Annotated in this window: 8 protein-coding genes; 3 read left to right on the forward strand and 5 right to left on the reverse strand. The window is 47.1% G+C overall.

Annotated elements, in window-relative coordinates; genetic code table 11:
- Nucleotides 1-704 precede the first annotated feature (704 nt).
- Nucleotides 705-2,783, forward strand: coding sequence for a hypothetical protein (locus ACI955_RS02760; protein ID WP_415242202.1), 2,079 nt, complete (start codon nucleotides 705-707; stop codon nucleotides 2,781-2,783).
- Nucleotides 2,784-2,877: 94 nt separating this feature from the next.
- On the opposite strand, the gene ACI955_RS02765 is transcribed toward ACI955_RS02760, so the two are convergent.
- On the reverse strand, nucleotides 2,878-5,268 hold the full coding sequence (locus ACI955_RS02765; protein WP_415242203.1) for a TonB-dependent receptor: 2,391 nt from the start codon (nucleotides 5,266-5,268) through the stop codon (nucleotides 2,878-2,880).
- A gap of 741 nt (nucleotides 5,269-6,009) precedes the next feature.
- Between ACI955_RS02765 and ACI955_RS02770 the strand changes: the two genes are divergently transcribed.
- Together ACI955_RS02770 and ACI955_RS02775 are read left to right on the forward strand one after the other, a co-directional pair.
- Entirely contained in the window at nucleotides 6,010-6,918 is a 909-nt protein-coding gene (locus tag ACI955_RS02770; RefSeq protein WP_415242204.1) for a metal-dependent hydrolase, read from the forward strand.
- Nucleotides 6,919-6,940: 22 nt separating this feature from the next.
- Nucleotides 6,941-7,381 (forward strand): hypothetical protein, encoded by a 441-nt coding sequence (locus tag ACI955_RS02775; protein ID WP_415242205.1) that lies wholly within the window; start codon nucleotides 6,941-6,943, stop codon nucleotides 7,379-7,381.
- Nucleotides 7,382-7,630: 249 nt separating this feature from the next.
- Here the strand turns inward: ACI955_RS02775 and ACI955_RS02780 are convergent, their stop codons facing one another.
- Genes ACI955_RS02780 through ACI955_RS02795 form a run of 4 tightly spaced genes read right to left on the reverse strand, consistent with a single transcriptional unit; the run spans nucleotide 7,631 to nucleotide 11,167 of the window.
- Nucleotides 7,631-9,016, reverse strand: coding sequence for an AMP-binding protein (locus ACI955_RS02780; RefSeq protein ID WP_415242236.1), 1,386 nt, complete (start codon nucleotides 9,014-9,016; stop codon nucleotides 7,631-7,633).
- A complete protein-coding gene (locus ACI955_RS02785) occupies nucleotides 8,925-9,176 on the reverse strand; it encodes a hypothetical protein (protein WP_415242206.1) in 252 nt (83 codons plus the stop codon). The genes ACI955_RS02780 and ACI955_RS02785 overlap by 92 nt, the downstream gene beginning before the upstream one ends.
- A 7-nt stretch (nucleotides 9,177-9,183) precedes the next feature.
- Nucleotides 9,184-10,635 (reverse strand): coniferyl aldehyde dehydrogenase, encoded by a 1,452-nt coding sequence (locus ACI955_RS02790; RefSeq protein WP_415242207.1) that lies wholly within the window; start codon nucleotides 10,633-10,635, stop codon nucleotides 9,184-9,186.
- 58 nt (nucleotides 10,636-10,693) lie between these two features.
- Nucleotides 10,694-11,167 carry a hypothetical protein gene (locus tag ACI955_RS02795; protein ID WP_415242208.1) on the reverse strand — a complete coding sequence of 158 codons (474 nt, stop codon included), beginning with the start codon at nucleotides 11,165-11,167 and terminating at the stop codon, nucleotides 10,694-10,696.
- Nucleotides 11,168-11,319: the final 152 nt, after the last annotated feature.

Here is an 11,319-nt window from a genome sequence, read left to right on the forward strand (position 1 = left end):
TGGTAATTAGCTGATATCTGTAATAAAAAGAGTCAGTACCGCCATCACGCTGACTAGTATCGCTAGATGGGTATTAAGTGTGTTTTTCAAAGTAGCGTCATCTTCGCTATTTAACATAATCGCTCCGTCTATTAAATACTTCAATGATGATAGTGAAGCGCTGGTAGCTATGCAGCGATCCATTACAGTGTATTTTACGATGTTTTTGCGAGTTTGGTTTTGATTTGGCAAGACTGTAAAAGGACTAGCTGCGCTTAGAAATAACAAGATAAGAGGCGCGCTATTGATGTGCATTTTTTGTGACTATTCGCGTCAACTGAAACGCAGTGCAGTTTTTAAGACGGCGATTGTCTCCCGCTTGGGACTATTTATTAGCAAAATCCTGAGCTGACATTGTCTATAGTGATCCAAAAGATGACAGGTTCTGTCTTTGAATTTGCAACAATACGACATAGTGAAAGTGTTTTTATGCGATGTGGTTGCCGAACACATTTGGGTCGTTATTATGTTTGCGCACCATTTTCGTGCTCCTGCATGAACAGTACAGGTCGATTGTGTCACACAACGTTGTGACATAAGGTAGCATATTGATATGTTTGTGTAGTTGGCATCAAACCTGCTATTCCCTCCCTTGATATTTAATGCACTGCCAAGTCGGGTTCTCGCTTGGCGGTGGAATTCGTTTTATAAAGCAGGGGGTTTCTATGCGATTTAGTGTGAATGTGAGATTTATTTTTAGGATATTACTGATCGCCGGTTTACTAAGCGTGATTTCCGCTTGTGGTGGTAGCTCAGTAGAGCGCGATGGGCCCAGCCAGAATAGCGAGACAGGCGGTGATACTGGCGGTGATTCCGGTGGAGATACCGGTGGAGATACCGGCGGAGATACCGGTGGTGATACTGGCGGAGATACTGGCGGAGATACTGGCGGAGATACCGGTGGAGATACCGGCGGAGATACTGGCGGAGATACCGGTGGAGATACCGGCCAGGAACCCAAAGGAGCTCCAGAACGCTTTGACGCAACGTCAGCCGATGCAGATTCAGAGGGGCCGTATGCCGTTTCTGGTGCGATTGATTTTAAATATGCTGCCATTCCAGCCACTCGGAATGTTGATGGAAATAGCGGCGAGCGAGTAAGTACCTTTGACGATCTGATCGATGTACTTGGCGTGATTCATTACCCGCTAGTCAGCGCAGATACCCCGGCGCCGATGGCGGGATTCCCAATAATTCTATTTCAGCATGGCCGTCATTCAACTTGTTCGACGACAGGCGATGCCAACGGCGACGAGTCCTCCGGAACAGATTGCGAAGCCAATGGCTTGGTGCCTATACGTTCGGATAAAGGCTATGACTATATTGCAGAGACCATGGCTTCAAATGGCTATGTGGTTATTTCCATTGATGTGAATGACATTAATGCGCTGGACTCGGGCTCAAATGATCAAGGCATTACCGCGCGCGCTGAGGTGATTCTGCACCATCTCGATATCTTCCGAGATATTGCGCAGAATCCAGCATCAAGCTTTGCGATAGATGCCAATGGCAATGATTTCAGCTCATTGTATGGCTTTATGGATTTTTTGAGCATTGGCTTGATGGGCCATTCGCGGGGCGGTAACGGTGTTGCTAAAGCGATTACCTATAATCAAGATGCGCGCTTCCGCACTATTGGCGGCTTTGATTTCCCCCATGAAATCAAAGCGGTGTTCTCCTTGGCGCCGACCGATTTTGATTCTGAATTGCCTTTGAATACCGCTTGGGTGACTTTGTCACCGTATTGCGATGGCGATGTCTCTACCCTGCATGGGGTCTATATGTACGATAACGTTCGCTACGACGCCAATGATGTATCTCAGCCGCAATTCATGGTGACCTCGATGGGGGCAAATCATAATTACTACAATGATTTTTGGTTTAATGATGACGCTACGCTCAATGGCTTTGATCCTTATTGTACTGAGGCGTCGCCGGTCACTGGTCGTTATTCTCGGGTAGACCAAAAACGTCACGGTGAATTTCTAATTGCGAGCTTTCTGCGCTTGTTTGTTGGGGCAGAGTCTCAATTTGCCGGTTATTGGAGCGGCTATGAGCGCGCGCCTAGCAGTGCGTGTCCCGAGGGTTTAGAAACTTGCGACGAACGCCTGCATATGTCGTTTCATCAATCCAAGGAAAATCTCATTGTCGTCGATACCACCCTCACCGATGAGTCGTTGACCGAGAACGAGTTCGGTCTTGCCAACAGCCTTGATGGATTTACTTTCACTGGTTGGTGTGCGCCCAACGGCGGCAGTCTTGACGATCTACTGGGTTTTAATACCGACCGCTGCCCGTCAATCGCAACAATTTCTAAGGCGCCACAGATTTACGGTGGTTACCTGGGTAATTTGGCAAGTATTAATTATGCGCTGCCTATTGAAGGGCTTGATGTCAGTGATAAAGATTTCTTAACACTGCGCATGGGGGTGAGTGTGACGCCGGAAAATGCACTTGGGCAGGACTTCACGTTGACCTTGACCGATATAAATGGGGTGTCGGTCAGCTTATTAGCAAGTGACTTTACTGACGCACTGTATTTTCCACCGGGGCTGACAGTAGCTGCTCGGGACACCGGCGCAAAGACGGTGATCAATATGGTGCCATTCAGACTGGATGCTCAAGCCTTGTTTGATTCTGAATTGGACTTAAGCAAGCTGACTAATATTAATGTCGCCTTCGATCAGCGTCTGGCGGGAACGATTCAAATCACCGATGTGTTGTTTCAGAAGGTGCCTTATTAGAGAAGGCTGCCCTACTGGAATCTACCTTTCTAGAGTCAGCGGTATTAGTATTTATTAAGAGAAAAAAACGGGGCGAAGGCCCCGTTTTTTGTTTTTAAAAACCGACTCTGAAATCAAGTTGGTAGGTTGTTTGATCTGGGTGAGGCGTTTTCGTGTAGTTGCCTGGAATAAGAGGTTGATCAAGGATCAGAACCGCATCTTGTTCTTGGCTTAGATTGCGGGCCTGGAAGTTCACTGACCAGCCCTTGGTTTCGGAGCGCAGTCCCAAGCCGGCGTCAATACGGGTGATCGCCTCTTGTAGGGTGTTTGGATCTATATCTGAGTCAAGATAGCGCTCACCACTGTAGGAAATATTCATGCGAATACTACCTAAAATGTCTGCACTTCCAAATATCGGGAATTCCCAGCGGGGTGACAGTGAGCCAGACCAGCGCGGTGCATAAGGGAGGGGCTTGCCACTTAGATCTTGCGTTTCATTTTGCTCAGAGTTAAAAAGCGGTGGACCTTCGGTGAAGTTATCGTATTTAGCATCTAGGTAGGCAAGGCTACCTGCCAAACTAACCCCATCAATGGGCGGCAGCCAAAAGAAGTCCATTTCCGCGCCGCGGCTAGACGACTCAGGTGCGTTAAATGTGGTCAGGGTGACACCGGAGAATGTACGAATTTGTAGATTCTTCACGTCACTATCGAATACGGCCATATTCAGAGTTAGAGAGCCACCGAGTAGGCGAGACTTCACACCAGCTTCATAAGTGAGTGTTTCCTCTCCTTCATAAGTAAGGTTGTCGTCGCTGAGTGGGGCTGGGTCGAAACCGCCGGCTTTGAAGCCCTTTGCCGCGTTCACGTATACATTGATGTCAGGCAGTATTTCGTAATTAAAGGCCACCTTGGGCGACACATTGGTTTCTTTGATGCTTAAATTAGGCGCTTGAAAATCATTCTGATTGAGTGAGCCACCAGAGAGACTGTTACCTGCGGCAACTTCAGAATAACTTGAACCTTCAGACTCATCTTCGCCATAGCGAAGCCCAGCGGTTGCCGTCAGGCGGTCAGTTAGTATCCAGTTAAATTGCGAGAAAACCGCAAAGGATTGGGTTGTTGACTCGGTCGCAGAAATATACCGTTCACGATCAATAAAACCCGGAATTAAATTGGGCAACGAGATTGGCAGATCAATGATTAATGGGTCGAAGGGCAATTGAATATTTTGCACAATAGCGCCAGCCCGGGCGAAGGCAATAAGGCCGTTCAGGCTGACATCAATATCTTGGAAAACATCATTAGTTGATTCTTGTGCGAACACCCCAAACACGAAATCCATACCTTCGCCCCAGTCGAAGGGAGCGTCAAGGCCGCCGGCCAAACGCACCTCTATCGCGGTTGCTGAATAGGGATTGCCCTCTGGTGGTTCGTTAAAGGCCACCAGTGGTACTGGCGAATAGTCAACATCTAGAGAGTATGGCGTAATAACTTCAGACCATGAGGCAATGGTGGTGAGTTCGGGGGCGATAATACCCATTAGCTCATCGGGGCGCCAAATCAAGGCTAAAGATGCGGCTTTTACTTCGCGATCTGAGCGTGTTGGCGCATCGGTCGAGGTATTTTGGTCGTAGGCATCGGTCTCGGTTTGTGGATCAAATTCTCGGAATACCCGCAGGCTGCGATCGCTGGCAATAAAGAGCGATTGGGTATAACCCTTAGTCAGTGATTCTGCATAGAGTCCGGTGAAATTTGCGGTAAGGGTGTCGCTTAAAAACCAGCTTAATTTCAGGCGAAGAGCCTTATCTTCCTGGGTTTGTTGTTCATCCCGGGTGCTGTTGTACTCAAGCGTGTCGGCATCGTTGTAGCGAAATGCCAATCGAGCTAAAAAGTTCTCGCCTAACAGTGGGCCAGAGATCGCCCCTTCTATATTGTTGCTTTCAATATTCTCACCGTGACCGTACTTGATATAGCCTTCTGGTTCTGAGGTTGGGTCCATGGTGTGGAAATTAAGTACGCCACCCAGCGTATTTTTGCCAAATAGTGTTCCCTGTGGGCCACGCAGCACTTCCAGGCGGTCGATATCAAATACCGCATCTTGCGCAAAGGTAGATCGACCATAGGGGACATCATCGATAACAAGGCCAATAGACGGCTCGAACCCAACACCCAGTGGTGGGGTGCCAAAACCGCGTATCGTTATACTGGTATACAGCGCCAGTGACGAATCAAAGCTGACGTTGGGAATAAACCGTGTAATCTCACCGACATCCGATAAGCCTGACTCTTGGATGAAATCAGCGCCGATGACAGAGATCGATAGCGGCACATCCTGCGCGCTTTCAGCCTTTTTGTTGGCTGTTACAATGACTTCTTCAATAATCCGTGGCGCCGCATATAGCGGACTGCTTAGTAGGCCGGCACCAGTCGCGACAAGTGCTGTCGTGCTGAAGTACCTGATGGCCTTGCTGAGAAATTGTGCTTTTGCAGTGTTCCGTTGGGGCATCGTAAACCTTCCATCATTTTTATTGTGAGCTTGCTAATCTCATTGGTTACAGAGCTATAGCTTTTACAAGCATTAAAGGTAGCACTAAGAAGTGCCGCTTGCATGTTCGCTGGCGCGCAATTATGACGTAAGACGACAGTATGAGTGGCGTATGAGGACAGTTAATGTGAGGTGAATCGCACTGGGCGATACCGACAGTATCGCCTTATTTGCCACCCTCCTTTGAGTAGTAAGCTTCACGTGAAATCAATTCCCTAGGTGATTGAGGCGTATTCACTGTTTCAATTTGAGTGACCGCAGATTGGCTGAATTCGGTAAAATAAGGTATGTCTGTTACTGCAAGCTGGCTGGAGATTAATTAAAGATGTTGGTGTTCTCATTGTTACAGGTATAGCGGCGGCTCAATAGGCAAAAGAGGTAGCGTTAATTGGTATTTTTCTGGCTAATAATTGCGTGACGAAAAAAAGCCCTAAGGCGCTTAAAGAAAAAAAATTTCCGACAGCGGTCATAACAAGGCTCAACACAAGGGCCAATACCGAATGAGAATTAGAAACCAATGGCTGCAAATAATTTTACTTTAGCGGATCTTACACTATTAAAATATGGTCTTTTTCCAAAGTAGGCCCCCGGAAAAATCTATCCTTTCGGTTGGGGTGATCTAGATAAAAGTTGATTACTATGTACCGTGCCTGTTGCTATTCGGTGGGCTTGAGAGACAGGGTACAATCTAGAGGTATAGTTATGAATAAAAAAATAAAATCTAACATCGTCACCCGTCGAGTTCCTTTTGAATTCCCCGATGATATACACCCACACTGGACGCCAGATAGGCCAGAATTTGCGCATATGTGGAATGGTTTGTCGCTAACCATGCCATATTTAGAGCCGTATCTTATTCGCACAATGCGTGAAGGTCTGAAACGGGTAGACGACCCTGCGGTGCTCGCTGATGGCTTTGCGTTTATTGCCCAGGAAGGTCAGCATTATCAGGTTCATCAGCGCTTCAACGATATGCTAAAAAATAATGGCTATCCGGAATTAGCGGAAATTGAAAAAGAGATGGAAAAATACTATGCGCGACTGAGTAAGAAATCGCTTGCTCGTAGAATGGCATACAGCGCTGGCTTCGAATCGATGACCTTAGGGGCGACGCGCTTTATTATCGAAGAGCGGTCAAAAAACTTTCTCAATGCAGACAGTCGAGTGGCGTCTTTTTGGCTGTGGCATATGGTTGAGGAAACTGAACATAAAAACTGTGCTTACGACGCTTATCAAGCTGCGTGCGGCGGCTATTTCACCAGAGCCTTTGGCGTTTTGCATGGGACCTGGGGTGTCTTCTGGCCGGGAATAAAAGCTGCAGCGCTTATGCTAAAAAAGGACGGTCTTTGGTATAGCTGGCGCTCACGGCTAAGCTTTTATAAGTATGTGGCAAGTTTCTTAAAATACGTTCTTCCCTACATCACTAGATCCATGATGCCGGGCCATACGCCGCGTTCCGAAAAAGATTCCGAATGGGTTAAAGAGTGGCTGAGAAGTTATCCATCAGAAATGACTCTTGCCGAAGCACCGCTTGTCGATACAAGTACTCCCGCCATGCCAGTGCCCAAAATGAAGTTTATAAAAACAGAGGTAAACCATGCAGTCGTCTAAGGAATTAATAGGTACTCAAAGAATGTTAATCGCAAGTGGTGCCTTACTAATCTTCTTTGCCGGTGTTGCCGGATTTGGATTTTTATTTTATCTATTGGGTGAAATTCGCTTGTGGCCTTTCCCCACTATTGAATATCAAATGCCCGGTTCCGTAAAAGCGTGGAGAATGACGCATTTGGAAGGAGTGTTAGGTGGGGTAATTCATTGGATTTTTGCCTTGCTACTACCCTTGCTGCCATTCACTATAAAAACTATCCGTAGAATGAGCGTCGCCATGATTTCGGTTGGTTGGATGTTCACTATTGCCTCATCAATGGACGCCTTATTTACAGATAGCCGGGGACTCGCATATGGCGGTCCACTAACTAATAATATTGCCTTTTTCCTGTTTTACGTTGGCATTCTTATGATTATGTACATCTTGCTGGTGATCGCATACCGCTCCCTGCGGGCCTTTGACTAATATAAGTTTTGATTGGCGTTGCGAGCTTCCTTAGCGTTGCCCAGCGTCATCATGAATATGCTCATTACAATTTATCGACAATACATCACATTTAAAGTAATAGAATAGTAATTGCCTATGAGTGCGAGAGTGGGGCGGCGACCCACTCTTATATTTATAGCGTTGCCAGGCCAGCGGGAGTAAATATTAGAAGCGCCGCATCAGCCATATTCAAGGGATGCGGTGCTTCTGGGTGTTTATAACAGATAGTCACCCCAGGCTAGGTTCCGTATACATTTTTCGTAGTTGTTTCTTAAGTATCTTTCCACCGGCATTGCGTGGAATAGTATCGGTAAATAGGATCTTCTTGGGGAGTTTAAATCCAGAGAGATACTTTCTGGAGAAGTCCCCAATTTCGCTAGTATCGATGGCACTATTGGCGAAGATAACGGCGACCACAATTTCGCCCCATTTTTCATCGGGTGATCCAATGACGGCTACATCTGCGATGGCTGGGCGTTGCATAAGCACTGATTCAATTTCCAGTGACGAAATATTCTCGCCGCCAGAAACGATAATATCTTTGAGTCTATCGACAACGAAGAGATGCCCGCTATCACCGATTTGGCCGACATCGCCAGTAAGTAGAAAGTCATTTTGGATGGCTTCCTGAGTACCGCTAGGATTATTCCAATACTCTTTCATGACTAGGTCAGATTGAACGCAAATTTCTCCCGCGCCACCTTTAGTAACGGTATTGCCGTCGATGTCTGTCAACTTGATTGCGGTTCCAATTATTGGTCTGCCTGCGGATCCTATTAACGGCGAGTCCTCTGAGCTGAAGATTGCTCTGTGATCTCTAGCGCCAAGTATGAAAATAACACTGTGGGTTTCTGTCATACCGTAAATCTGTACGAAATCGCAGCCGAAATGTCGGTGTGCTGCCCGTAGTGCAGACTCGGATATTGGTGAAGCGCCGTAAAAGATAGACTTTAATTTAGGATAGTGGGTGTCGCTAGCAGACTCAAGCGTCGTACAAGCTTGAATCATTGCCGGTACTAGAGCCGCGTGCTCTACTTGTCCAGAACTCAATAGCTGGCGTGTCGTTTCGGGGTTGAACTCACTTCGCAGTTGAAGCGTGGCGCCTCTGCTCAAGCACATTAGTGAAACGAAGATTCCACCAACATGGAAAAGTGGTAAAGCTTGATACATGCTTTCGCCGGCTAAGATCGAAACGTCGAGGGTAAGTGTTACTGCCACTAGCTGAGATACACAGTTGCCCTGGGTTAACACGACCCCCTTTGGGAAGCCGCTGGTGCCAGAGGTGTAGACTTGTAAATAGCCGCGATCGGCAGCAAAGCTAATCGCAGCCGGCACGGATGACTGTTGCTCAAGCCAATCGGAAAAACAGTGTTCATGTTTTGCTAAGTCTTTTGTATTGCCCTTGTCCTTGAGAATAAAGTGCTGACTAAGGTTAATGTCGCGCAGTGTTGCCGCCGTTTCCCCATCCATAATGAGGCATTGAGATTTGGCGTCACCGATTATCCAGATAAGGTCTGATTGGCTAAGTCTCCGGTTGATAAAAACGATAACGGGTCCGCCCAGTAGGGCGTAAGTAAGCAGTACGACGATTCTTACATACCAGTGAAATACGATCTTTAGAGCTGAAACCTAGGGCCTTGAAGCCATTCACTGCTTGCCAGGCATCTTGGCGCAATGTTGCTAAGGTGTATGCATTATTATCGTCAATAATGGCAATGCTTTCCGGTGCTGAATCGCATTGGTAGTCAATAGCTGAAAATGGATGTATTTGCATGGTAGTACTAACCCCCCATTAGGGAAATAAGGCGTCGACCAATATTGCCGTAGGGAGGGTAAAGTAATTTGACCCCAGTAAATCGTCCAATACCGCGCTGCTTAAACACCGGCTTCATATGTGAGAAAGTCAAAAAGCCTTCTTTGCCGTGATAAGATCCAAAGCCACTGCTACCAATGCCGCCAAAGGGTTGCGCGGCCTGTAAATATTGCATCAAAACGTCGTTAATAGTAACGCCCCCTGCATGGGTGGATTTAAGCACTTCGTCTTGCAAACGGTTTGAATTAGAGAATAAATACAGGGCGAGTGGTCTGGCTCTTGCGTTGACAAAATTGATTGCGTCATTCACTGACTCAGTCTCTAAAACTGGTAATACTGGGCCAAAAATCTCCTCCTTCATTACCCGGCTGCTAGGTGAGGGGTTAATAACCAGTGTCAGCGGGAATTTACGATTTTTTACGTGTTCAGGGCTAGGTTCTTCTAGCCTGACGATCCTAGCGCCATCGGCCTCAGCATCGTTTACCAGAGCTGTTAGCCGGTCGTAATGTGCCCTGTTGATAATGGAGGTGTAGTCATTGGACGCCACCCCATTTGGGAAATGCGCCCGAAAGTGGCGGGAAATCCACACGATAAAATTTTCGGTACTTCCTGCCGGGAGAAGAGCATAGTCCGGTGCTATGCAGGTTTGGCCGGCATTGTAGGTCTTTCCCCAAAGTACGCGTTTTGCAACTTCGTCAATCGGATATTTGTCGTCAATAATAACGGGGCTTTTACCGCCAAGTTCAAGGGTGACGGGTGTGAGGTTCTTTGCGGCGGCCGCCATCACAAAATGGCCAACGCGGGTGGAGCCGGTAAACATTAAGTGGTCGAATGGCAGCGCTGAAAAAGTAGCCGCGGCGTCGGCTTCACCTCCTTCTATTGAAATATGGTCCGGGCTAAACTTACTGGCAATAAGTTCACGAAGTAATTTCTCTGTTGCCGGTGTGCACTCCGACATTTTCACCATGCACCTGTTCCCCGCGGCTATGGCGGATGCCAAGCCGGATACCGCGATATTAATAGGGTAGTTCCACGGCACAATAATACCAACTACGCCTCGTGGCTGTGGCACTATTTGATTTTCTCCGGGTAAAAACCAAATTCCAGTGCCTCGCTTGTGAGGCCGCATCCAAGTGCTTAGCTTATGACTGGCATAGTCGATATTGTTAATGCTATTACTGATTTCAGAGAGGCGAGTCTCCTCGGTACATCTGTTGCCAAAATCCTTACATAATGCAGTGATAATAAGACCACTATTGTCTGTGAGCAGTTTCTTAAGTGACTTCAGGTGCTGCCGTCTCTGTGTCAGAGATGGAAATTTATTGCTTTCAAAGGCGGCTTTTTGATTTTCAAAAATAGAATTGAAGTTAGCATTGGATGGTAGCTCGCTAACTAAATCGTGTGCTTGACTACTACTCATAATTCCTCCGTTATAAGACCTTAATCCGGTATGTCATCGCTTTTGTGCAATGTTGAAACTAATCTAGTGATTCTGCCCTAAGCATCGATATCACCGCATAAAACAGCGTGATAGCACCCACTAAAGCCGGGAAAAATGCGAAGCCCCCGGCTAGGCTGGCTTCACCCATAGCATTCGCCTCTAGAGTGAGTCCGTGATTGGGTGCAAACATGCCAAATAAATAGAACATGAAGTTACCCCAAACGGCGATTACTGTGCCCAGGAATACGCGGAAGGCCTGAGTGTCAGTAAGATAAAAGGCACGCATCGCGGCCCCAAAGCTTATTGCCATTATGCCGTTCATCATCATGCCAATATGTACTCCACGCCAGCCCGCGGTGGTACCAGGCATGTCGAACTCGATAAGCAGCGGGATTGGACTTAGTGAAGCGCCGCCAATCATAGAGAAAATAAGAATGAATCCCGATACTAGGGACACTAGGATGGCGAAAAATCCTTGACGGATTAGCTTGTTAGAGTGGTGACTCTGCATGGTTATTGATCCACATATTATTGTTAGGAGGCGCTCTAGCGTAAATTCATGCATAGTACTCGTTTCGTTACATACTGAATTTTGCCGCAGCAGCGATATGCTACCTAATTGTGGGTGTTGTGAACCCCGTCAAAGTGTTGGTATTGGCAGTT

The sequence above is a fragment of the Zhongshania sp. genome, assembly GCF_047636175.1.
GTDB lineage: Bacteria > Pseudomonadota > Gammaproteobacteria > Pseudomonadales > Spongiibacteraceae > Spongiibacter.

Excerpts from the sequence above, each read along its gene's own strand:
- ACI955_RS02760 (WP_415242202.1), top strand. The coding sequence starts at position 705 with ATGCGATTTAGTGTGAATGTGAGATTTATTTTTAGGATATTACTGATC.
- ACI955_RS02795 (WP_415242208.1), bottom strand. The coding sequence starts at position 11,167 with ATGCAGAGTCACCACTCTAACAAGCTAATCCGTCAAGGATTTTTCGCC.
- ACI955_RS02775 (WP_415242205.1), top strand. The coding sequence starts at position 6,941 with ATGTTAATCGCAAGTGGTGCCTTACTAATCTTCTTTGCCGGTGTTGCC.
- ACI955_RS02770 (WP_415242204.1), top strand. The coding sequence starts at position 6,010 with ATGAATAAAAAAATAAAATCTAACATCGTCACCCGTCGAGTTCCTTTT.
- ACI955_RS02790 (WP_415242207.1), bottom strand. The coding sequence starts at position 10,635 with ATGAGTAGTAGTCAAGCACACGATTTAGTTAGCGAGCTACCATCCAAT.
- ACI955_RS02765 (WP_415242203.1), bottom strand. The coding sequence starts at position 5,268 with ATGCCCCAACGGAACACTGCAAAAGCACAATTTCTCAGCAAGGCCATC.
- ACI955_RS02785 (WP_415242206.1), bottom strand. The coding sequence starts at position 9,176 with ATGCAAATACATCCATTTTCAGCTATTGACTACCAATGCGATTCAGCA.